This window comes from Mesorhizobium shangrilense, assembly GCF_040537815.1.
GTDB classification, from domain to species: domain Bacteria; phylum Pseudomonadota; class Alphaproteobacteria; order Rhizobiales; family Rhizobiaceae; genus Mesorhizobium; species Mesorhizobium shangrilense.
Genome location: NZ_JBEWSZ010000005.1, coordinates 84,757 through 106,001 on the forward strand (window position 1 = coordinate 84,757; position 21,245 = coordinate 106,001).

At 63.5% G+C, this 21,245-nt stretch carries 19 protein-coding genes; 11 read left to right on the forward strand and 8 right to left on the reverse strand.

What is annotated here, in order from left to right; genetic code table 11:
• Nucleotides 1-2 precede the first annotated feature (2 nt).
• The 3 genes from ABVQ20_RS32595 to ABVQ20_RS32605 all read right to left on the reverse strand — a co-directional run bounded on the left by ABVQ20_RS32595 (nt 3) and on the right by ABVQ20_RS32605 (nt 3,159).
• The gene (locus ABVQ20_RS32595) at nt 3-848 is read right to left on the reverse strand and encodes a carbohydrate ABC transporter permease (protein WP_354463829.1); all 846 of its coding nucleotides are present in this window, start codon (nt 846-848) and stop codon (nt 3-5) included.
• Nucleotides 848-1,732, reverse strand: a complete 885-nt coding sequence (locus tag ABVQ20_RS32600) for a carbohydrate ABC transporter permease (protein WP_354463831.1) — start codon at nt 1,730-1,732, stop codon at nt 848-850. The genes ABVQ20_RS32595 and ABVQ20_RS32600 overlap by 1 nt, the downstream gene beginning before the upstream one ends.
• Before the next feature lie 188 nt (nt 1,733-1,920).
• Nucleotides 1,921-3,159: an extracellular solute-binding protein gene (locus ABVQ20_RS32605; protein ID WP_354463832.1), complete on the reverse strand. Its 1,239-nt coding sequence runs from the start codon at nt 3,157-3,159 to the stop codon at nt 1,921-1,923.
• A gap of 209 nt (nt 3,160-3,368) precedes the next feature.
• On the opposite strand from ABVQ20_RS32605, the gene ABVQ20_RS32610 reads away from it, so the two are divergent.
• Complete coding sequence (locus ABVQ20_RS32610; RefSeq protein ID WP_354463834.1) at nt 3,369-4,583, forward strand: ROK family transcriptional regulator; 1,215 nt, start codon at nt 3,369-3,371, stop codon at nt 4,581-4,583.
• Between the two features lie 132 nt (nt 4,584-4,715).
• Nucleotides 4,716-6,317, forward strand: coding sequence for an inorganic phosphate transporter (locus ABVQ20_RS32615; RefSeq protein WP_354463836.1), 1,602 nt, complete (start codon nt 4,716-4,718; stop codon nt 6,315-6,317).
• Nucleotides 6,318-6,599: 282 nt separating this feature from the next.
• Here ABVQ20_RS32615 and ABVQ20_RS32620 read toward each other — a convergent pair whose 3' ends face one another.
• Together ABVQ20_RS32620 and ABVQ20_RS32625 are read right to left on the reverse strand one after the other, a co-directional pair.
• A complete protein-coding gene (locus tag ABVQ20_RS32620; protein WP_354463838.1) occupies nt 6,600-7,760 on the reverse strand; it encodes a patatin-like phospholipase family protein in 1,161 nt (386 codons plus the stop codon).
• Entirely contained in the window at nt 7,753-8,541 is a 789-nt protein-coding gene (locus tag ABVQ20_RS32625; RefSeq protein WP_354463839.1) for an acetoacetate decarboxylase, read from the reverse strand. The genes ABVQ20_RS32620 and ABVQ20_RS32625 overlap by 8 nt, the downstream gene beginning before the upstream one ends.
• A 211-nt stretch (nt 8,542-8,752) precedes the next feature.
• On the opposite strand from ABVQ20_RS32625, the gene ABVQ20_RS32630 reads away from it, so the two are divergent.
• Nucleotides 8,753-9,541: a 3-hydroxybutyrate dehydrogenase gene (locus ABVQ20_RS32630; protein WP_354463840.1), complete on the forward strand. Its 789-nt coding sequence runs from the start codon at nt 8,753-8,755 to the stop codon at nt 9,539-9,541.
• A gap of 172 nt (nt 9,542-9,713) precedes the next feature.
• On the forward strand, nt 9,714-10,757 hold the full coding sequence (locus tag ABVQ20_RS32635) for an ABC transporter ATP-binding protein (protein ID WP_354463841.1): 1,044 nt from the start codon (nt 9,714-9,716) through the stop codon (nt 10,755-10,757).
• Nucleotides 10,758-10,763: 6 nt separating this feature from the next.
• Here ABVQ20_RS32635 and ABVQ20_RS32640 read toward each other — a convergent pair whose 3' ends face one another.
• Both ABVQ20_RS32640 and ABVQ20_RS32645 read right to left on the reverse strand, forming a co-directional pair.
• Complete coding sequence (locus ABVQ20_RS32640; protein ID WP_354463843.1) at nt 10,764-12,440, reverse strand: ABC transporter permease; 1,677 nt, start codon at nt 12,438-12,440, stop codon at nt 10,764-10,766.
• A gap of 75 nt (nt 12,441-12,515) precedes the next feature.
• Nucleotides 12,516-13,490: an ABC transporter substrate-binding protein gene (locus ABVQ20_RS32645; protein ID WP_354463844.1), complete on the reverse strand. Its 975-nt coding sequence runs from the start codon at nt 13,488-13,490 to the stop codon at nt 12,516-12,518.
• A gap of 290 nt (nt 13,491-13,780) precedes the next feature.
• On the opposite strand from ABVQ20_RS32645, the gene ABVQ20_RS32650 reads away from it, so the two are divergent.
• The 6 genes from ABVQ20_RS32650 to ABVQ20_RS32675 all read left to right on the forward strand — a co-directional run bounded on the left by ABVQ20_RS32650 (nt 13,781) and on the right by ABVQ20_RS32675 (nt 19,712).
• Nucleotides 13,781-14,938 carry an ABC transporter ATP-binding protein gene (locus ABVQ20_RS32650; RefSeq protein WP_354463846.1) on the forward strand — a complete coding sequence of 386 codons (1,158 nt, stop codon included), beginning with the start codon at nt 13,781-13,783 and terminating at the stop codon, nt 14,936-14,938.
• Between the two features lie 40 nt (nt 14,939-14,978).
• Entirely contained in the window at nt 14,979-16,115 is a 1,137-nt protein-coding gene (locus ABVQ20_RS32655; RefSeq protein ID WP_354463847.1) for an ABC transporter substrate-binding protein, read from the forward strand.
• Nucleotides 16,116-16,198: 83 nt separating this feature from the next.
• Nucleotides 16,199-17,020, forward strand: coding sequence for an ABC transporter permease (locus tag ABVQ20_RS32660; RefSeq protein WP_354463848.1), 822 nt, complete (start codon nt 16,199-16,201; stop codon nt 17,018-17,020).
• On the forward strand, nt 17,017-17,856 hold the full coding sequence (locus ABVQ20_RS32665; RefSeq protein ID WP_354463849.1) for an ABC transporter permease: 840 nt from the start codon (nt 17,017-17,019) through the stop codon (nt 17,854-17,856). Before ABVQ20_RS32660 ends, ABVQ20_RS32665 begins: the two co-directional genes overlap by 4 nt.
• A 13-nt stretch (nt 17,857-17,869) precedes the next feature.
• Nucleotides 17,870-18,898, forward strand: coding sequence for a LacI family DNA-binding transcriptional regulator (locus tag ABVQ20_RS32670; protein ID WP_354463850.1), 1,029 nt, complete (start codon nt 17,870-17,872; stop codon nt 18,896-18,898).
• Between the two features lie 52 nt (nt 18,899-18,950).
• Nucleotides 18,951-19,712 (forward strand): phosphodiesterase, encoded by a 762-nt coding sequence (locus ABVQ20_RS32675; RefSeq protein WP_354463853.1) that lies wholly within the window; start codon nt 18,951-18,953, stop codon nt 19,710-19,712.
• Between the two features lie 55 nt (nt 19,713-19,767).
• On the opposite strand, the gene ABVQ20_RS32680 is transcribed toward ABVQ20_RS32675, so the two are convergent.
• On the reverse strand, nt 19,768-20,667 hold the full coding sequence (locus ABVQ20_RS32680; protein WP_354463857.1) for a hypothetical protein: 900 nt from the start codon (nt 20,665-20,667) through the stop codon (nt 19,768-19,770).
• A 189-nt stretch (nt 20,668-20,856) separates the two neighbouring features.
• Between ABVQ20_RS32680 and ABVQ20_RS32685 the strand changes: the two genes are divergently transcribed.
• Nucleotides 20,857-21,210 carry a cupin domain-containing protein gene (locus tag ABVQ20_RS32685; RefSeq protein WP_354463859.1) on the forward strand — a complete coding sequence of 118 codons (354 nt, stop codon included), beginning with the start codon at nt 20,857-20,859 and terminating at the stop codon, nt 21,208-21,210.
• The last annotated feature ends 35 nt before the right edge of the window (nt 21,211-21,245 follow it).

Sequence of the window (21,245 nt, forward strand, 5' to 3'; positions counted from 1 at the left end):
CATTATCCTTTCACACCACCACTGGTCAGGCCGGAAATCAGCGCCCGTTGCATGACGAGGCCGATCAGCACTGGTGGCAAAGCGGCCAGCACGCCGGCTGTCGCAATCAATCCGTAGTCGGAGACACGGCCGCCGGCCAAATCGGCGATGGCGACCGTCAGGGTCTTGGCGCGCTGGTCCGAGGTGAAGAGCAGCGCGTAGAAGAATTCGTCCCAGGCAAGCAGCAAGGCGAACAGCGCCGACGTCGCCATCACCGGTGCGGCCAGCGGCAGGGTGATGATGCGCAGCGTCTGGAACAGGCCGGCGCCGTCGATCATCGCGGCGGCCTCGATTTCGCGCGGGATCGAATCGAAGCCCGATTTCATCAGCCAGGTAGTGAAGGGCGCCAGGATCGTCAGATAGACCAGCGCCAGGCCGAAGACGTTGTTCAACAGGCCGAGATGCGACAGGCCCATATAGAGCGGCACGGCCAGCGCCACCGGTGGCAGCATATAGGTGGCGATGACCATCGACAGCGACCAGCCGATCGACGGCGTGCGCGACACCGCCCAACCGGCGGGAATGGCCAGGAGCAGGCCGGCGAGCGTTGCCATGCCGGCGATCTCGAGGCTGTTGCGAAGCGATGAGGTGAAGGCGGCGCCGGCGCTGTTTTCCGCCGTCGACAGCAGCTGCTGGTAACGGGAGAAGTCGACGCTTTGCGGCCACCAGCGCAGCGGCTTGGCGGCGAGGTCGGCGGCCGGCGATATGCTCATGATGAACAGCCAGGCGATGGGCGCCAGGATGATGACGGCGAGCAGCAGCGCGCAGGCATGGATGAAGATGCTGAAGGCGGGGCTTTTGCGTTCCATCAGGTTGCACTCCCGGCGCTCTTGCGGACCAACGCGGCGTAGGCGACCGCCAGCACGGTGACGAGCAAGGTGACGATCAGCGCCAGCGATGCGCCGGAGCCGGCGCGCTGGAAGGAAAAGGCTTCCTGATAGACGAGGATCGACAGGGTACGCGTGCTGTTGGCCGGGCCGCCGCGGGTCATCACCCAGATGATGTCGAAGACCTTGAAGGCCTCGATGGTGCGCAGCACCAGCGCGACCATCAGCGGCCCCGCGAGATAGGGCAGGATGACGAAGCGGAAGCGGTTGAAAGGTCCCGCGCCATCGACGAGTGAAGCGGCCGTGATGTCACGGGGAACCGCCTGCAGAGCTGCCAGCGCAATCAGTGCCACCAGCGGGAAATTCTTCCAGCAATCTGCGACGATCAGCGCCGCCAGCGCGGTTCCCGGCTCGCCCAGCCATGAGCGGTAGGCATCGATGAGATGGAGTTGCGTGAGTGCTGCGTTCAGCGCGCCATATTCGGGATTGTAGATGAGCCGCCACAGCGTGGCGTTGACCACCGTCGGCAGTGCCCAGGGCAGGATCATCAGCGCCCGCAATACGGCGCGGCCGTGAAATTGTTGATTGAGCAGCAGCGCCGCGAGCACACCGATCACCATTTCCGCCGCCACCGAAATGACGGCGAAGAGGGTCGTGGTGACCAGCGTGCGCGAGAAGTTCGTGCTCGACAGCATGTTGGTATAGTTGTCCAAGCCGACGAAATTGCCGCCCGTGCCGATGAGCTTGGCGTCCGTGAAGGAAAGGCCGACCGTATCGACGAGCGGCCAGCCGATGACGGCGACCATGACCACGAGAAGCGGCAGCATGAGCAGCCACGCACGGGTTGTCATCCAGGTGCCCGACATCAGAGCAGCCTCTCCCTAACTCAACTTGTTTTCAGACATAACACGGGCGGCACTCGCGCATGACCCGGGATATCGGTTCCGATTTCCGGAAAGGATCATGCGCAAAACTTAGAGAGCGCTACAGTGTCCTTTGCCCGTCCAAATGGACGGGCGGCGCTGTAGTGCCGCCCGTGATTGGAGAACAATGCTCAGAGGCCGCTGTTCTTGGCAGCGGTGTTCAAGGCGTCCTCCGGCGAAGACTGGCCGAGAAGCGATTCCTGGATCGCCTGCTGCAGGGCGGTCGAAAGCTCCTGATACTTCGGCGTGGTCGGGCGCGGATACATCGCGGCCAGTCCGAGCTTGGCGGCGGCGATCAGTTCTTCCTGGCCCTTGGTGACCGCCGGATCGTCATAAGACGAGGCCCAGATCGGCAGTGAGAGCTTGGCGTACTGGTTCTGCGTCGCCTGCGAGGTCATGAAGGCGATGTACTTCCAGGCTTCGTCCGGGTGCTTGCTGACCGCGGTGACGCCAAGGCCCATCGAGCCGTTGACCGCCGAAACCTCGCTCTTGCCGGCAACACCGGGCGCCGGCACGACACCGACCTTGCCAGCGACCTTGCTGTCCTTCGGGTCGTTGGCCATGTTGTACATGTAGGTCCAGTTCAGCGCGAAGGCGGCGTCGCCATTTTCGAACACCTTGCGCACGTCCTCTTCCAGGAATTCCTTGGAATTCGGGTTGGTAAGGCCCGACTTGTAGCTGGCCACCATGTATTTCAGGGCGTCGAGACCGCCGCCGTTCTGGAAATCGGGCTTGCCGCCCTTGAGGAAGTCGCCGCCATAGGCGCTGACCAGCGTGGTGTAATCACAGACAGCGGCTTCGGCCTGCGACCAGCTCCAGGCGATGGGCGTGGCGACGATGCCCTTGTCCTTGATGATCTTGGCCTGTTCGCTCAGCTCTTCCCAGGTCTTCGGCGGCGTCTTGATGCCGGCTTTTTCCAACATTTCCTTGTTGTAGAACAGGTACTTGGTGTCGAGGATCCAGGGCATGCCATAGGATTTTCCGTCATACTGGACGGTCGTCCAGGCGCCGGGCAGCACGCCCTTCTTCATGTCGTCGGTGATGCGCGGGGAGACGTCGACCAGCACCTTGTTGGTCGCGTATTCGGCCGGCCAGATGACGTCGAACAGCACAACGTCATAGCCGCCGCCCGAGCCCTGTGCCAGCACGGTCTTGTCGTGCAGGCCTTCATAGGGGACGAATTCGAGATTGACCTTGATGTCCGGATTGGCCTTGGTGAAGGCATCCGTCATGGCGCGCACGTCGGCCTCGCTATAGGCGGCCTGAGCCATGAAAAGCGCGTTGAGCGACGTTTCTGCGAAAGCGTGGGGAACCAACAGCCCCCCGACAAAGACTGCGCCCAACAGGGTCTTACCGATCGATTTCAGCATCTTCTTCTCCCATTTCCGATGTTGACGGGTCGGCTGTCCATGTTGCCTTCCCGGATTGATGTCGCGTGACCTACGTCTTCCCAACCGGTTGGCGGTGACGGGCATAAGCCCTGGCCGTCTTGTTTCTGCGGTTGGTTTCGCTATTAAGTCAACCCGCTTGACTTAATTAGTCGATCAATATCCTAATGGAGTCAAGAGGGGAAACGCCGGTGAACGATATTCGTCCGATCCGCGCCAAAAGCGGCACCAACCAGGAAGGCACGAGCGCGCACAACCGCCGTGTCATGATCGAGGCGCTGCGCCTCAACGGCGCGCTTTCGCGTGCCGATCTGGCGCGGGCGACGCAGCTGACCAAGCAGGCGGTTTCCAACATCATCGAGGATCTCGAGCGCGACGGCCTGGTCGTCGGGCTTGATACGGTTCGAAAGGGCAGGGGCCAGCCCTCGACCCCCTACAGGCTGGTTCCCGAGGGGGCGTTCGCGATCGGGCTGCAGATCGACCGCCATCTGACGCGGGCCGTTGCCGTCGACCTGGTCGGCAGCGTGTTGGCGCGGGCAGAAGCAAACCTGCCGTTCGACGAGCCATCGAAAGGTGTCGAAGTCATCCTCGGCCTGGTCGATGGCGTCAGGCGTGAACTGGCTGGTATTTCCGCCCAGTCGGAGGGGCATCTCGTTGGTCTTGGCGTCGCAATGCCCGGTCCCTTCGGGCTGAAGAATTCGGACGACAAGTGGATGATGCCTGCCTGGCAGAAGTTTCCACTGCTGGAGACGCTTGCCGCCGGCACGGGGTTGAATGTCGGCTTGCAGAATGACGCCGCTGCCTGCGCGACGGCGGAACGCATGGTCGGCGCGGCGCACGGCGTCGATCATGCGGTTTGCCTTTATGTTGGCTACGGCATCGGCGCCGGGCTGATCCTGAACGGCGAACTCTACAGCGGCGGCAATGGCAATGCCGGCGAGATCGGCATGGCGCTGCTTTCGCCGGCCGGCCCCGGCTCGACGCCGCTCGAGCATCGCGCCTCGCTCGCCTCGCTCTATCAGCATCTCAGCCTCGATCCAGCCGATGAACGTCTCTACGAACGTATAGGCGCGATGGCGGCGGCCGAGGATCCCACGATCATGGCCTGGATCGACGGCGCCGCGCATGATTTGCGCTGGAGCGTGCATCTCATCGAGACGATTTTCGATCCGCAGACCGTCATCCTGACCAGCGGTGCGCCGGAAGCGCTCGCTCGCCGCCTTGTCGAGGGGATGCATCCGCTGCTGACGTCGATCGCCGATCGGCCCGGGCGAAACCTGCCGCGGCTGCAGCTTGGCACCACGGATCCCTGGTCGATCGCGATCGGCGCAGCGGCGGCGCCGATCAGCCGTGCCTTCGACCCGCTGTTCTCGGCGATCCTGAAGACGCGCTCCACAGGCTTCTAGGGCTTGTCTGTCGCCCGAGCCGGTCTCACCCGGCATTTCCCCCGCCGCGGAGTTCCGCAGCGTCACACAAGGTTCATTGTGCGGACATAGCGTTAACCATTGCTCTTTGCTGCAATGCAAAAGGAATGGGACATGGTGGATATAGTTTCTAGTGAGGCGGGTATTCCGAGACCGGAGCATCCGCTTGAGCGGTCGGGCAGCGCAAAATGGTTCCTGCCTGCCTTTGGCGTACTCGTGCTGGTCGGCGTCGTCTATGTCGGCTACGCGCTCAAGCAGGATCTGGCCGAGGCCAAGACGGTACCGTGGATCCTGCTCGGCATCGCCTTGCTCATTGCCTTGGGCTTCGAGTTCGTCAACGGCTTCCACGACACCGCCAATGCGGTGGCGACGGTCATCTACACGCGCTCCCTGCCGGCGGAATTCGCTGTCATGTGGTCGGGCGCCTTCAATTTCCTCGGGGTTCTCACCTCGAGCGGCGCTGTCGCGTTCGGCATCCTGTCGCTGTTGCCGGTGGAACTGATCCTGCAGGTTGGCTCGTCCTCCGGCTTCGCCATGGTGTTCGCGCTGCTGATCGCCGCCATCCTGTGGAATCTCGGCACATGGTTCCTGGGCCTGCCGGCGTCGAGCTCGCACACGATGGTCGGCTCGATCATCGGCGTCGGTCTCGCCAACCAGTTCACGGCGCCCGCCGGCAGCGCGACCAGCGGTGTCGACTGGTCACAGGCGACCAATGTCGGGGTGACCTTGCTGGTCTCGCCGATCGTGGGCTTCTTCGCCGCTGCCGCCCTGCTCTATGCGATGAAGTTTCTTGTCCGCAATCCGGCGCTCTACGAGTCTCCAAAGGGCAATGCGCCGCCGCCATTGTGGATCCGCGGGCTGCTGATCTTCACCTGCACCGGTGTCAGCTTCGCGCATGGCTCGAACGACGGACAAAAAGGCATGGGCCTGATCATGCTGATCCTGATCGGCGTCGTGCCGACAGCCTTTGCGCTCAACCGCACGCCGGATATCAACTATCTCGAGGCCTACAAGTCGGCTTCCGTCAATGTCGAGCAGGCGTTGGGCAAATATGTCAAGCCGGGCGCCACCGTCACGGACGCAAAGGCGGCCGTCCAGGACGCAGTGCGCACCCGGACCTGGAACGACCAGACGACGGCCGCGCTGCAGACGTACATCCACAACACGACAGCTTCACTGCAGCCCTACGCCTCGGTCGAAAAGGTGCCGACCGATCTGGTTAGCAACGCCCGAAACGACATCTATCTGATCGGTGAAGCGCTCAAGCTGATCGACAAGAAGCAGTTGCTGCCAATGCAGCCGGCCGATCTGAAAGCGGTGACCGACTATCATAAGGCCGTCGACAATGCGACGAAGTTCATCCCGATCTGGGTGAAGGTCGCTGTGGCGCTGGCACTTGGGCTTGGCACCATGGTTGGCTGGAAGCGCATCGTCGTCACGGTCGGCGAGAAGATCGGCAAGAGCCATCTGACCTACGGCCAGGGTGCCGCCGCCGAGCTGGTCGCGATGGTGACCATCGGCATGGCCGATCGGATGGGCCTGCCGGTGTCGACAACCCACGTGCTGTCGTCGGGCGTCGCCGGGACGATGGCGGCGAACGGCTCGGGGCTGCAATGGGCAACGGTGCGCAACCTGGCGCTTGCCTGGGTGCTGACGCTGCCCTGCTCGATCGCGCTCGCTTTCGTGCTGTTCATCGTCTTCCGCCAGGTGTTCTGAGCGAAGCGCAAGAGCGCTCAAACAAAAGGCAGCGCCGGTCGCCGGCGCTGCCTTTTTCTTTATGGACTATGCCGAAGCGCTGTCGGGGCGGCACCCCCGCAAGGGGCGAGATTGGCAGCTTCGCCGCAGGATCGCGCCTTCAAACATCGAAGATTGGCGAAGCGCAGATGACGGCCGATCTCCCCCCTTGCGGGGGAGATGTCCGGCAGGACAGAGGGGGTGTGAAGGAACTCGACGGGGCTCGGTACGGGACCCAACCGCCAGTCGCCAGGACGGATTCCTCTACGTCGGATCTTCGCGATGCAGGTCGTGGATGGCGACGCCGTCGACATTGGTCGGCAGTGTCAGCCACTGGCGGTGCCGCAAAGTGCGCTGCGTGTCTTCCAGCCCGGTATCCCAATGCTCTCGCATCGACGTGCCCGAGAATTCGTAGTCCTTGGCGTGCCCCTCGTAACCCTTGTGCTGGTAGATCAGGTGCACGATGTTGACGAAGCCGGCATTCGAGTAATCCTCGATCAGCTCCTTCTCGCCTTCCGCCAGCAATTCGGCGGGGACGCGCTTCAGGGCATCGAGAAGCTTCATCTTCAGCCCATGAATGCGCTGGAAATTGTCGGTGTTCTGCCGCGTGCGGCTGGAATACATGATGTCCTTGTGGCGCGACAGCACGTCCGGCATGCTGCGCGGCAGGACGCCCCGCGCGCTGAACAGGTCGACCTGGAACACCAGCGACGAGCGGTCCTCATCCTGGTCCAAGAGATATTGCAGCGGCGTGTTGGAGACGATGCCGCCGTCCCAGTAATATTCGCCTTCGATGCGGATCGACGGGAAAGCAGGCGGCAACGCGCCGCTGGCCATGATGTGCTCCGGCCCGATGCGAACCTTGTCGGTGTCGAAATAGACGAAATTGCCGGTCCTGACATTGACCGCGCCGACGCTGAGCCGCTTCTTGCCGTCGTTGAGGATGTCGAAGTCGATCAGGCTTTCCAGCGTGTCCTTCAACTCGGCGGTGTCGTAGAAACTTGTGGCGCCCTCGGCGCCCTGCGGCTCGAACCAGGGGATGGGATTGCGCGGCTTGAAGAAGCCGGGCTGGCCCATGGTCATCGTCATCCACGAACTGGTACGGTTGCGGATGTCGCGGTAGATGTCGCCTTCGGGCGTGTAGGCCCAGATCTTGCGCCCCGAAATCGTCTGCCAGAATTGCTCGAGCCGCTGCAGGCGGCGGCTGGGCTCGTTGCCGGCGATGATCGAGGCGTTGATGGCGCCGATCGACACGCCGGACAGCCAGGTCGGTTCGCAGCCGGCGTCGGCAAGCGCCTGATAGACGCCGGCCTGATAGGCGCCGAGCGCGCCGCCGCCCTGGAACACCAGCGCGACACGGTCATACTGCGCCGAGATTTCCTCGATGGTGGCGGCAGCCTGCTTGGTTCGGTTGCGTTCAAGCACGGGCTTTCTCCAACTGGGGTGCGCTGGTCGTGGGCCGGCTGTGATCGGCAAGATAGTCGTGCATCACCTCGCCCAACCCAAGCGTAAGATCGGCGGTGAAGTGGACGGCGGAGACGATGTCGAGCACCGGCAGCCGCGCCACGTCGGCCATGACATGGGGCCGCAGATCGAGCGCGGCTGGCGCCGTCCAGGCTTCCTTCAGCGTCACATCGGTCAGGTAATAGCGCACCAGCTCGCAAATGCGCGGGCTTCCGTCGACATGCGGGATGATCTTGATCAGGAAATTGGGAGATGCCAGCGAGGCAAGCACGGAATCGTGGTCGGCTTCGCGGTGTTTGTAGCCCATCGTGCCGGTGGCGCACAGGACGCTGCCATAGTGCAGCGTGCCGACGATCACCTCGCCTTCATGCACGATCTTGGGGTTGGCCAGCTTCTTTGGAAAACCCCAGAGCTCGCGTCCGCCGGCAATCGGCGCGTCGTCATCGAGATACATCGAATGGACGTAGCCGCCGTGCTGTCCCTTGTAGCGCACGGGGATCACCTGGCCGGTCTCCGTGTAGTCACCGAAACCGGTCGAGTCCGGCATGCGGATGAATTCGTACTTGACCAGCGGCTCGTCGATTTCCAGCGGCTCCGGCACAACGGCCTCAAGGGCTTCGCGCGTCGTGCGGTAGGTGATGATGACGTATTCTCGGTTGAAGAAACGATACGGCCCGGGGGGAAAGGAAGGGTTGGTCAGCGGCATCGCATAGGCGCGCTTCACGACATCGGCGATCTTCAAGGCTGGCCCCATCGGTTCAGGAACAACTGCGCGAATGCGCACCGGATTATGTTGCACGGCACCGTGACAGTGCCGTGTCAGCCCCGGGCGGTCACCGGATCACCGTCGCTCTCCTGTAATCGAGCCGACATATGGCTGTGGCATTGTCATGCTGCGGCGCACAAAGGGTGCGCTGTCCCCCAAATTTCCTCCCACCTCTTGCGAGATCATCATGGCTTCCCTTTCTTCGAAGAGTGCCCTCGTCACCGGTTCGACCAGCGGCATCGGCCTGGCTATCGCCCGTGCCTTTGCAGCCGAAGGGGCCAATGTCACCATCAACGGCCTGGGCGACGCGGCTGCCATCGAGCAGGAACGCGCCGGCATCGAGAAGGACTTTGGCGTCAAGTGCCGCTATTCCGACGCCAACATGATGGACGGCGCGGCGGTAACAGCCATGGTTGAGGAAGCCGAGGCGGCGTTCGGCAGCCTTGACATCCTCGTCAACAATGCCGGCATCCAGCATGTCGCGCCGATCGAAGATTTTCCTGACGACAAATGGGAAGCGATCATCCGCATCAACCTGCTGGCCGCCTTCTATGCAATCAAGGCGGCGCTGCCCGGCATGAAGGCGCGCAAATGGGGCCGCATCATCAACACGGCCTCGGCGCATGCGCTGGTCGCTTCGCCGTTCAAGTCGGCTTACGTGTCGGCCAAGCACGGCATTTCCGGCCTGACCAAGACCGTGGCGCTGGAGGCAGCACTTGACGGCATCACCGTCAATGCGATCGCGCCCGGCTATGTATGGACGCCACTGGTCGAAAAGCAGATTCCCGACACGATGAAGGCGCGCGGCATGACCGAGGAACAGGTCAAGCACGACGTGCTTTTGGCGGCGCAGCCGACCAAGGAGTTCGTCACCGTCGACGAGCTTGCCGCGCTGGCGCTGTTCCTGTGCTCGGATGCGGCCAAGCAGATAACCGGCACGACCTTGCCGATGGATGGCGGCTGGACGGCGCAGTAAACGCCACGGATTTCATTCTCCGGACCCTGTCGTTCCGTTCCAGCCGGCGGCCTCGCCGCCACCGGCTGCGCTCGTCGTTGTCATGACCGGATTTCCAACGTATTGCCGGCCGTATCCATCGGCTGTGCATGCAACCACTACAGACAGGCAGAATTGTGCGGATGAGTGAGGCATGAGCGACATCAGGGTGGAACGCCTTACCAAGCGGTTCAATGAGACGGCGGCGCTCAACGCGGTTTCGCTCGATTTCCCCACGGGGTCCTTTACCGCGCTGCTCGGGCCCTCCGGTTGCGGCAAGACCACGATGCTGCGGCTGATCGCCGGCTTCGAGGCGCCCAGCGAGGGCCGCGTGCTGTTCGGAGAGAAGCTGATGGCCGATCCCCAGCGGCAGGTGCCGCCTGAAGCGCGCGGCGTTGGCGTCGTCTTCCAGTCCTACGCGCTCTGGCCGCATATGGATGTGGCTGAGAACGTCGCCTATCCGCTCAAGGCCCGGCACGTGAAGCAAGGCGAGATCGCTGCCCGTGTCGGCGCTGTCCTCGAGATTGTCGGCCTCAATGGTTTTGAAAAGCGTCGCATCGAGGAACTGTCGGGCGGCCAGCGCCAGCGCGTGGCGCTGGCGCGCTGTCTCGTCGCCGACGCGAGCATCATCCTGTTCGATGAACCGCTTGCCAATCTCGACATGCATTTGCGGTCGTCGATGGTCGATGCATTCCGCGACATCCATCGCCGCACCGGCGCCACCATCGTCTATGTCACCCATGACCAGGCCGAGGCATTGGCGCTGGCCGACCGCGTCGCCATCATGAGCCACGGCCGGTTGCTGCAGGCGGCGTCGCCGCAAGAGGTCTATCGCGCGCCCGCCGATGCGACTGTCGCGGGCTTCATCGGCAGAGGGTCCATCGTTTCGGCGGTGGCGACCGGCCATGCCAATGGGACCACGACGGTCGAGATCGCCGGGCATCGTATCACGGCCCGAAGTGCGTGCGGGCAGGCGGGGCCGGTCAAGGTCCTGCTGCGGCCCGAGGCACTTCGGCTTTCGTCGGAGGGCATGCCGGCAACTGTGCTGGACAGCATCTATCGCGGCCCGGTCTATGAGGCGCGGCTGGCCTTGCCGGAGCCCGGACAGGAATTGCTGATCGACAGCGCCGAGGCGTTGGCGGTGGGGCAGAAGGTGCGGGTGGCGGTGTCGGATGGCTGGATCATTCCCGGCGGCTAAGCATTCTTACCGCCAGGGCAGCACGCCCGCGGGCAGCCGCCGCCCGACGCGGTCGAGCACAATCAGCAGGACGACGACGACCACAATTGTCGAAACGGCGATTGCCGCCGCCTGCGTACCCAGACCGGCCTCCTCAAGGCTGAACAGGACCACGCCCAGCGTCTCGTTGCCGCTCGACCAGAGCAGGGCCGAGACCGTCAGTTCGTTGAAGGCGCTCATGAAGACCAGCAGACCGCCGGCCACCGCTGCCGGCGCGGCCAGCGGCGCGGTGATCGTGGCAAGCCGGCGAAGCGGGCGGGCACCCGACACTGCCGCTGCCTCGTCGAGGTCGCGCGAAATCTGCCCGACCGCCGTCGTCACCGGTTTCAGGGCAAGGGTGAAAAATCGCATCGCATAGGCGACCAGGATGATCGATGCCGTCGCATAGAGGCTGCCGATCAGCGGCAGGGGGCGCAGGAACAGGAGAATGCAGGCGATGGCCAGGACGACGCCGGGAACCGCATAGGGCAGGTCGACAATACCGCTGATGACATTGCTCCAACGCCGGCCGAACCGTTCGAGCACCACGGTCACCGGGATGACGCCTATGGCAAGGATCAGTGCTGTGCCGCCGGCAAACAGGATGGAGTTGCGGAAGGCGCGCACGGTCGATGCCTGCCGGACCAGGACCTCGGCATAGTTGGACGCGGTCACCGTCGTCCAGCCAAGCGGCACGCCGAAGGACGGCACCAGCGAGGTCGCCAGCAGTGCGCAAGCCGGAAGCACGAGGATGAGCCCGATCACCAGCCAGCCGAGAAGCGCGAGCGGCAGGCGGTAGCGGCCGAGCTCAAATCGCGCCGGCGTACCGACGGTGAAACGATGGGCGGCACCTCGCAGGGCCAGCGATTGGCAGGCAACGCCGGTGAGCGCGAGCACGCCGACCAGCACGGACAGTGCCGCGATCTGCGGCAGCACGCCCGGGCCGAAGCTCGACAGGTCCTGATAGATCAGGGTCGGGAGCGTCAGGTAATTGACGGGCATTCCGAGCAGAGCGGGTATGCCGAAATTGCCGACACCGGAAACGAAAGCGAGAGCGGCGGCGGCCACGATGTAGGGACGGATGACCGGCAGCATGATGGTCCGCAATACCGCAAGCGGCCTTGCGCCGGAGGCTCTGGCTGCCTCGACGAGATCACGCGGCACCCGGGCAAGCCCGGCTCGCAGCGTGATGAACACGATCGGCGCGTGCTGGACCGCGTAGAGCAGGATGATGCCGTTGCGGCCCAGCATCGGATTGGGCGTTCCCGGCGGCGGCGCCATGCCGATCATGCCGAGAAGCGTTGACGATGGCCCGAACAGATGCAGCCACGACAAAGCGGTGACTTGCGGCGCGATCATCAGCGGCAGCAACAGCAGGAAGCCGAGGGTTTTTCGCCCCGGCAGATCGGTCATGGTCACGGCTATGGCAAAGGGACCGCCGAGACAGACCGCCAGCACGGCGCCGAAGAAGGCGGTGTCCAGCGTGTGCCCCATGGCTCGCAAGGCGGCAGGCTTGGCGAGGCGCTCAGTGAATGCGCCGAGGTCGAGTTCGCTGCCGGGCGCGATGGCCGCGATGACAAGCCGGACCATTGGCAGCAGGCTGAGCAGCGCGATGACCAGCAAGACAGCGAGGGCCGACGCACGCAATCCGAACGTGGCCTGCATCCCCGTCGTATGCCCGTGCCATGCAGGCACGGACATACGCTGCCCTGGGAGGCTATCCTGCGCGGACACCGCTGATTACTGGGCCATCACGGCGCTGAACTTTTCCTTGTTCGTGGCGTCGTTGGCGAGGGCCGCGGCTGCGTCATAGCCGAGCACCTTGATCGACGAGCGGTCGGGGTAGCCGGCCGGCAGGGCGATGTCGGCGCGCGCCGGAATGTAGCCCATCTTGGCGGCGACTTGCTGCCCGTCCTTCGACAGAAGGAAATCGACGAAGGCTTTCGCGGCTTCGGTGTCCTTGGCGGTGGACAGGATGGCAACCGGCTCGGTGACCGCCGAAACACCTTCCTTCGGGAACACGAACTCGATGGGGGCGCCCTTGGCCTTCTCGCGAATGGGCATGTAATCGACGATCATGCCGAACAGCTTGTCGCCACCGCTGACGGCCTTCAGCACGTCGCCATTGCCGCCGCTTGCCTGGGCGCCGTTCTTGGCCAGCGCGCCGTAATAGTCCCAACCCTCCGGCAGATTGCCGGTCAAGGTGACGGTATGGATCATCGCCGCGCCCGAAGTCAGCGGGCTCGGCATCGCGACCAGGCCCTTCGCCTCCGGCCTGGTCAGGTCTTCCCAGCTCGACGGCACGAAGGGCGCCTTGGTGTTGTAGACGATGCCGGTGGTGATCAGCTTGGTCGAGAAATAGGTCTTGTCCTTGTCGTAGAGGGTGGCGTCGATGCCGGAGACATCGGCCTGCGGGTAGGCGAGCAGCCTTCCTTCCTTCTTCAGCCCTTCCATGGTGACGACATCGGCGATCAGAAGCACGTCAGCCTGTGGCTGGCCGGCTTCGATCTCGGCGCGCAGCTTGGCCAGGATCTTCGGCGTTCCATCACGCACCCACTCGACCTTTATGCCTGGGTTCTTGGCCATGAAGGCATCGACGGTCTGCTGGGCGTCTGTGTTGGGCTGGCTGGTGTAGAGCACGAGCTTGCCGTCGGCGGCTGAAGCGCCTCCGGCAGTGGATGCCAGGAACATGGCGGCGAAAACTATCTTGCGCATGAAAAATCCCACCTCGTAATAATCGCGAAAAGAGCATCGGCCTGGAAGAGGACCGTATGCGAGAAAGCCCTCCCTATCGTTGCAGGATAACTGTATTGTGACAGGGCGGCACCGGGAAAATGGGAGGTTTCCGGTGGCCCTATGCCGCGTGCGGCGATCCGGTCAACGCCTGGGAAAGAGGAGGAGCTTTCCGGGCAGGCCGTCATCAAGACGTTATGAATCCCCCCTATTCGGAACTCAAGAGCAGGCGGCTGCCATCTCGCGATGCACAGCTGTGCAACAGGTGAAGAATGACGAAGGAAAACTTCCTCCAGCTGAGCGGTGTCAGTGCCGGATATGGTGCGTCGCGCGTTCTGGACGGGATAGATCTCACGATTGCCAAGGGCGAATTCGTTGCGCTGCTCGGCTCTTCCGGCTGCGGCAAGACCACGTTGCTGCGGGCGATCGCCGGCTTCGTCGCGCCGAGCGCCGGATCGATCAAGGTGGCGGACAGGGACGTGACAGGCCTGCCGCCGGACAAGCGCGGCATGGCGTTGGTCTTCCAGTCCTATGCGCTGTGGCCGCACATGACGGTGGCGCAGAATATCGGCTATGGCCTGAAGCTGCAGCGGCACCCACGCGCGGAAATCACGCGCCGCGTTGGCGAGATGGAAAAGCTGCTTGGGCTTTCGGGCCTGGGAGATCGCAAGCCGGTGCAGCTCTCGGGCGGCCAGCGCCAGCGCGTCGCGCTCGGCCGGGCGCTCGCCATCGACCCGGAAATCCTGTTGCTAGACGAGCCCCTGTCCAACCTCGACGTGCGCATAAGGCTGACCGTGCGCCACGAGATCCGCGTGCTGCAGAAGCGGCTCGGCATCACCGCCGTGCATGTCACCCATGATCGCGAGGAGGCCATGGTGATGGCCGACCGGATCGTCATCCTCGACAGCGGACGGATCGCCCAGCAGGGCACGCCCGAGGCGGTCTACAATCGTCCGGCTTCCGCCTTCGTCGCTGCCTTCATGGGGGCGGAGAACCGCGTCGAGCTCTGGGGGCAGCCGTCACCAGGCCGCTTCGAGATCGAGGCCGGGCCGGCGAACGCGGCCTGTGCCGTGCCGCTGGACGGGCGTGCCCTGTCGCGTGGCTTCGTCGAGGCGCGCTTTCGTGCCGAAGCAGCGCAACTCGTTCCCGCCAACGCAGCCGACAGCGTGGCCGCCGGATCCCTCGAACTGTCCGGCCATGTCGAGAGCGTCAGCTATCCCGGCGGCCTTTGGCGCCACGCGGTCAGGGTTGGCGACGACATGATCCTGGTCGATGCGCACAAGGCCTTCGGGCAGGGCGAGGCGGTCAAGATCCGCATCCCGTCCGATGTGCTTTTCCTGTTCAGCACGCCAGAGGCTCAGCCGCTGGCGTCAACCCGTTCCTGGCCGGGCGGCGCCAAAAGCCGCTCCCTGGAAACATCCGAAGCCTAGGTCCTAACACCAACTTCTTGACCCAACTGGAGACCTATCCATGAAGACAATCCTGCAAGCCACGCTGGCGCTTGGCCTTGTGGCGTCGCCTGCCAAGGCCGCCGAACTGACTGTGCTCACCGCCGGCGACCAGAACATGGTCGACTATATCAACGACTATCTCGGACCGCTGTTCGAGAAGGAAAATCCAGGCAACACCGTGCGCGTTGTCGGTACCGGCCCGGGCGATGCCGGATCGCAGAAGATCACCGAACGCTTCAAGGCGCAGGCCGACGCCGGTTCGGAAAAGTGGGATACGGACGTCGCGGTCGTGCACGAGAAGTTCGCCGGCCCGATGGTGACCGCGGGCTATCTCGAAGCCTATCGTCCGAAGATCGACACCGGCAAGATGGTGACGCGCGCCAATGCCGACATGGCGCTGGGCAGCAATGTCTCGGGCTATGTCATGCCGATGTTCAACAGCCAGACGGCGATCGCCTACAATCCGGCCATGGTGCCCAATCCGCCGAAGAGCTACGACGAGCTGGTCGCCTGGGCCAAGGAACACCCCAAGCAGTTCGGCTATAACGGCATCAAGGGCGGCGCTTCCGGCGTCAGCTTCGTCATGGGCTGGATCTACGCTTACGGCGAAGGCGACGCCAAGAAGCTGATGAACGGCCCGTTCGACGAGGCCGAGACCAAGAAGTGGGACAAGGCCTTCGCCAGCCTGAAGGAGTTCACCACCAACGCCACGCTGACGCCCGGCAATGCCGGTACGCTCGACATGCTGTCGCGCGGCGAGATTGCCATGGGACCGGTCTGGGTCGACATGTTCTATTCCTGGCAGGCCGATGGCCGGCTTCCGCCCGAGCTCAAGCTGGTGCTGCCAGCGCCCGGCATGCCGGGACAGCCGATGCACTACGTGATCCCGGCCAAGAGCGCGAACGAGGCGCTGGCCGAGAAGTTCGTGGCGCTGGCCACCAGCCCGGAGGTGCAGGCCGACGGCATCGTCAAGAAGTTCAACTGGTATCCGGGCATCGACGCCGAGTTCGTCAAGCCGAAGCTCGACGAGGCGACCTGGAACAAGCTGTTTGTCGACATCTCGCCGGAAGACCTGGCGAAATACGGCAAACCGTTCCCGATCGCTCCCTATAACAAGGCGATTCTCGAAGCCTATGAGCGCCAGACCGCGAATTGAACGTGCTGACTGAGTTCTGAACCAGGACCGCCCGGCATCGCCGGGCGGTCCGCACCTGTTGAAATTCCCGCGGGAGTCCATCGATGTCGAAACGACTTTTCGGCCTGCTGCTTGTCCTGCCCGCGCTGGCGGTGATCGTGCTCCTGTTCATCGTGCCACTTGCCGCGTCGGTCATCGGCGCGTTCGAGGTGACGGGAGCCTATGGCCTGGGGAACTTCGTCAAGGCCTTCGAACTCTACCGCAACGACACGATCTTCACCGTTCTCATCGTCAGCCTGTCGACGGTGCTGATCGGCCTGTTTTCCATCGCTATCGGCGGCTACCTGACGCTTGGGGAAAATCCGCGCGCGGTGGCGATCCTGCGCTGGCTCTACCGATGGCCGATGTTCATTCCGTTCATCGTCGTCGGCCAGATCCTGCGCACCTTCCTTGCCAAGAATGGCTTGATGAACAACCTTCTCATCAACGCCGGCGTCATCACCCCGCTGCAGGCGACCGCCTTCCTCGACTGGCGCGGCATCGTCATTGCCTTCGTCTGGAAGCAGGTTCCCTTCGTCGCCCTGCTGGTCGCAGGGGCCATGGCGTCGATCGATCGTGGCACCATCGAAGCCGCCCGCAATCTCGGAGCCTCTCGGCTGCGCATCCTCATCGAGATCGTCGTGCCGCAGATCGCCACGACGCTGCTGGTCGGCCTCATCCTGTCCTTCGTGACGATGATGTCGGTGCTGTCGGTGCCGCTGATGGTCAATGCGCAGTCGCCGACCATGCTGACCGCCGACATCGCCTTCCGCATCAACGCCTATGGCGACTACGGTGTCGCCAACGCGCTCGGCCTGATCTCGCTGGTCATCACCTCGGGCGTCGCATGGATCTATCTGCGGCATACGATGAAGGAGCGCGCATGAGCCTCGCCACACTTTCCATCCCGCGGAAGCTGGCGATCGACCTGTGGTGGCTGCCCAGGGCCCTCATCCTCGGCCTGCTCGCCTTCATCATCTTCGGCCCGCTGCTGAACCTCCTGCTGTGGACGGTGGCCGAGCGCTGGTATTTCCCGCATGTGCTGCCGCTCGACTACGGCTTCAGCGTCTGGTCAAGGGTGTTTTCGCCGCGCGGCAACGCGATGGATTCGCTGAAGAACAGTATTCTGGTGGCGGTGCTGACGGTCATCGTTTCGCTCGCCCTTGCCATACCTGCCGGTTATGCGCTGGCGCGGCTGAAACTGCCGCTGCGCAGCCTGATCCTGCTGACCTTCCTCATTCCGCAGGCGTTTCCGAACCTGCCCGTTTATGTCAACGTCGCGCGGCTTTTCTACCAGATCGGCCTCAACGGCACGATCACCGGCGTGGTGCTGGTGCATGCGGTGCATGGCCTGGCCTATGCGGTGTGGATCGCAACCGCCGCCTTCTCCGCCGTCGATGTCGAACTGGAGCAGGCGGCACGTTCGATCGGCGCGGGACCATTGCGTGCCTTTCGCGACGTGACCTTGCCTCTGGCCATGCCCGGCCTGATGGCCAGCGCCATCTTCGTCTTCCTGGAGTCGCTCGACGAATTCACCGGCAGCTATTTCGTCGGCGCGCCCGACGTGAACATGCTGCCGCTGCTGCTCTATTCGGCGGGCGCCGGCGGCAACTACCAGATCGCCTCGATCACGGCGCTGCTGCTGCTCATCCCGTCCATCGGCTTCATGCTGATCGTCGAGCGGTTCCTGAAAGCCGATGTGCTGTCCAAGGTCGGTCATTGAGGAGCAGGCAGGTATGACAGACGATAAGGGCAAGAGCGCCGACAAGCTTCGTTCCGTCAGCGCGCAGCATGTCGCCCGCCAGGCCGGCGTCTCGCGCTCGGCGGTTTCGCGCGCCTTCACGCCCGGCGCCAGCGTCGCCACGGAAACCCGCGAGAAGATCATGCGCGCCGCCGAGGCTCTCGGCTACCAGGTCAACGATCTGGCGCGCGGCCTGCTTGCCAACCAGAGCCGGCTGGTGGGGCTGGTGGTGACGAAGCCGGAGGTCGGTTTTCGCGCGCATCTCACTGCTGCACTGACCAAGGCGCTGATCCATCGCGGCAATGTGCCTGTTATCATCAACACCGGGCAGACCGAACAGGAGCTGATCGCCGCCCAGAAGACGCTGCTTGGCCATCGCGCCGAGGCGACCATCATCCTGTCCGGTTCGCCGCCTTCCTCGTTCTTCGAGTTGGCGCGCCGCAACGGCCAGCCGCTTGTCGTCATAGGCCGCTCGGAACCCGAAGCCGACCATATCCAGACCGATGGCGGCGAGGCGGCAAGACTGGCGGCAGCGCTTTTCGTCGCGCGCGGCATGACAAGGCTCGGACTGGCCGGGTCGCTGTCGGGCACACCCAACATCACCGAGCGCGAGGATGCCTTTTGCGCCGAGGCTGGACGACTTGGCGCCGATGTCGCGGTGACGCGGGGCAACGATACGGACTATGCGGGTGGGCTGCAGGCGGGGCGGGATCTGCTTGCCCGCCGGGAAAGGCCGCAGGCGATCTTCTGCGTCAACGACCTCATCGCTTTTGGTGTCATGGACCATGCCCGACAACTGGGGCTGGCCATACCCAGCGATCTCGCGGTGATCGGCTTTGACGATGTTCCGGAGGCCGGTTGGCTCGCCTATCAGCTGACCACCTTCCGCCAGGACCCCGAGGCGATGGCCGCGCGGGCGGTCGCCCTGCTCGATCTGCGCCAGCGGGAACCGGACCTGCCTCCCATTCGCGAGCGCATCGGCGTGCCGCTTATCGTGCGCGCCAGCTTCGTTCCTTCCGCATGACCAACATCACGATCAACCCGTCCTGAAATTCGCAACCGCAGGCTCGACACTCATGAAAATCATCCAGATCTCCGATTCTCACCTGGTTCCGCCTGGCGGCCTGTTGTTTGGCACCGATCCGCTGTTTCGGCTGGAAGCCTGCCTGGCCGACATCAACAGCAATCATGCCGACGCCGAACTGGTCATCATTTCCGGTGACCTTGCCAATGATGGCGAGCGCGCCGCCTATGCGGCGCTCAGAGATCAGGTGGCAAATTGCGTGCCGCCCTGCCGGCTGATGCTCGGCAACCATGACGACCGCGCACTCTTCCTCGAGATGTTCCCGCAGGTAAGGCCCGAGTGCGGGTTCGTCCAGAGCGTCGTCGACACGAAGGAAGGCCGCCTCATCCTGCTGGACACGCTGGAGAGCGGGCTTGTCGAAGGCAGGCTATGCGAAGCGCGCCTGCGCTGGCTTGATGAAAGGCTGCGGGAGGCAGCCGGCCAGCCAGCCTTCATCTTCATGCACCATCCGCCGTTCAACATTCACATGCCGGAGCTCGACTCTGTCCGGCTTGCCGACGCCGATGCGTTTCACGAGGTGCTGGCGCGCCATGGCAATGTCCGTCACATCTTCGCCGGGCATGTCCATCGCCTCATCGCGGGCAGCTGGCGCGGCATACCCGTCAGCACGCTGCGCGGGACCAATCATCAGACCGCGCTCGACTTTTCGGAAAACTGGAAGCTTGGCCTCGAACCGCCCGCCTATGCGGTCATCTTCATCGATGCGGACGGCGTCGTCGTCCATTTCCACGATTTTCCGATTGCAGCCGCCTGACCGGAGTTGGCGACAAATATTCCTCGGGGCTTCGCAAATCCGCAGGCTGAGCCGATCAAAGGTCATTGACGAGGCGGCCCTCTGGGCCGCCGAGCCAGGTCTCCCAGACGTAGTCCGACATCAGCCGGCGATAGTGCGCCGTGCTGATCAAACGTCGGTAGGACGCGCCGCCGACGTGGAAGAAGACACCGCCCGGCATGCCGTGGATTGCTTCGGTTCCGCCCAGCGCCACGGTGATCGCCATCGTTTCCGCATAGACGACATTTTCCGGGTCAAGGCCGCGATAAAGCACGGCCCAATTGCCGCCGCCGGTGTCCATCCCGCTTTCAAAGCGCGGAGTGAAATCCATGTCGACACCATCCATCGCGGAAAATCGGAAGAAACAGAAGCCGGCCCACAGGAACCACCCTTCGAGGCCCCGTTTTGCAATGCGTCTGGCGCCGTAGACGGCCTTTCCTTCCATCAGCTTCGCAATATCGACGACGCTGGTGGGAAAGCAGTCGTGGTCCAGGAATCCGAAGATCTCCGGGCGCAAATGGCTGACGATGTTGTGGGCAACCCAGTTCATGGCGATTCCATGCGACCGGTTGGGGTTCATTTCCCAGTTTCCCGGCAATGCGAAATAGGCGATGCCGCGTGCCCGGCAGATGCCCTCGATGATCGGCCTTGCCGATTTTCTTGAGGAGTTGTCGATGATGACCAATGTCATTCCGGGACAATGGAGCGGCCATGCCCGGGTGAGTGCATCGATCACCCAGGGTGTATTGAAGGCGATGGAGAAGCAGAACCGTTGCGAGCCGGTCCGCCGCAGCTCTTCCGCGAACCCAAGCCCTTCCGCTACTCCGCGCGCACGAAAACTGCATTCGACCGCGGCGTTGCGGAACGCCTTGGCCTTTCTGACAGGCCAGTTCTGGTTGAGCAGATCGACAAGGATCCTGATCGGCTTCCGGGCCATGAGAACTTTCGATGACGGAACTGGGTTGCGTAGAAGTTTGCCGGGGTGACGCTGTCATGCAAAAGCGCCGGATACAATGGCCCGTTTGGCAGGCACGGCCTTCGACTCCGGCGTTGCTCGTTTCTTGTGCATCGGATATCTGGGCACCCAGGCTGCTCATGCCGACAACCCTTCAAACGGAGCCCTCAAATGACACGCAAGACGATCCTCAAATTCGGGGCGGTGGAAAACGCGGATGCCGGCGATCTGGCGGGATGGGTCGTGGTCGAGGGCAAGCCGACCATGAAAACCGCCGTGCAGCACACGACTGCCGACGGCAAGGTCATGTCGGGCACCTGGCAGGCCACGCCTGGCACCTATCACGCGACCTACAGCGATTATGAATTCGTGCACATGATCGCCGGCCGCATCATCATCACGCCCGATGGCGGCCAGCCTGTCGAAGTCGGCCCCGGCGATGCCTTCGTGGTGGAAGCCGATTTCAAGGGCACGTGGAAGATCATCGAGCCGGTGACGAAGCACTTCGTCGTCAAGGTCGACTGAACAAGCCCCGGCATTTTTTGAAAGAGCCCGCCATG

Excerpts from the sequence above, each read along its gene's own strand:
- ABVQ20_RS32630 (WP_354463840.1), top strand. The coding sequence starts at position 8,753 with ATGGCTTCCCTTTCTTCGAAGAGTGCCCTCGTCACCGGTTCGACCAGC.
- ABVQ20_RS32595 (WP_354463829.1), bottom strand. The coding sequence starts at position 848 with ATGGAACGCAAAAGCCCCGCCTTCAGCATCTTCATCCATGCCTGCGCG.
- ABVQ20_RS32655 (WP_354463847.1), top strand. The coding sequence starts at position 14,979 with ATGAAGACAATCCTGCAAGCCACGCTGGCGCTTGGCCTTGTGGCGTCG.
- ABVQ20_RS32685 (WP_354463859.1), top strand. The coding sequence starts at position 20,857 with ATGACACGCAAGACGATCCTCAAATTCGGGGCGGTGGAAAACGCGGAT.
- ABVQ20_RS32640 (WP_354463843.1), bottom strand. The coding sequence starts at position 12,440 with ATGCAGGCCACGTTCGGATTGCGTGCGTCGGCCCTCGCTGTCTTGCTG.
- ABVQ20_RS32670 (WP_354463850.1), top strand. The coding sequence starts at position 17,870 with ATGACAGACGATAAGGGCAAGAGCGCCGACAAGCTTCGTTCCGTCAGC.
- ABVQ20_RS32675 (WP_354463853.1), top strand. The coding sequence starts at position 18,951 with ATGAAAATCATCCAGATCTCCGATTCTCACCTGGTTCCGCCTGGCGGC.
- ABVQ20_RS32650 (WP_354463846.1), top strand. The coding sequence starts at position 13,781 with ATGACGAAGGAAAACTTCCTCCAGCTGAGCGGTGTCAGTGCCGGATAT.
- ABVQ20_RS32605 (WP_354463832.1), bottom strand. The coding sequence starts at position 3,159 with ATGCTGAAATCGATCGGTAAGACCCTGTTGGGCGCAGTCTTTGTCGGG.
- ABVQ20_RS32665 (WP_354463849.1), top strand. The coding sequence starts at position 17,017 with ATGAGCCTCGCCACACTTTCCATCCCGCGGAAGCTGGCGATCGACCTG.
- ABVQ20_RS32645 (WP_354463844.1), bottom strand. The coding sequence starts at position 13,490 with ATGCGCAAGATAGTTTTCGCCGCCATGTTCCTGGCATCCACTGCCGGA.
- ABVQ20_RS32615 (WP_354463836.1), top strand. The coding sequence starts at position 4,716 with ATGGTGGATATAGTTTCTAGTGAGGCGGGTATTCCGAGACCGGAGCAT.
- ABVQ20_RS32680 (WP_354463857.1), bottom strand. The coding sequence starts at position 20,667 with ATGGCCCGGAAGCCGATCAGGATCCTTGTCGATCTGCTCAACCAGAAC.
- ABVQ20_RS32600 (WP_354463831.1), bottom strand. The coding sequence starts at position 1,732 with ATGTCGGGCACCTGGATGACAACCCGTGCGTGGCTGCTCATGCTGCCG.
- ABVQ20_RS32635 (WP_354463841.1), top strand. The coding sequence starts at position 9,714 with ATGAGCGACATCAGGGTGGAACGCCTTACCAAGCGGTTCAATGAGACG.
- ABVQ20_RS32660 (WP_354463848.1), top strand. The coding sequence starts at position 16,199 with ATGTCGAAACGACTTTTCGGCCTGCTGCTTGTCCTGCCCGCGCTGGCG.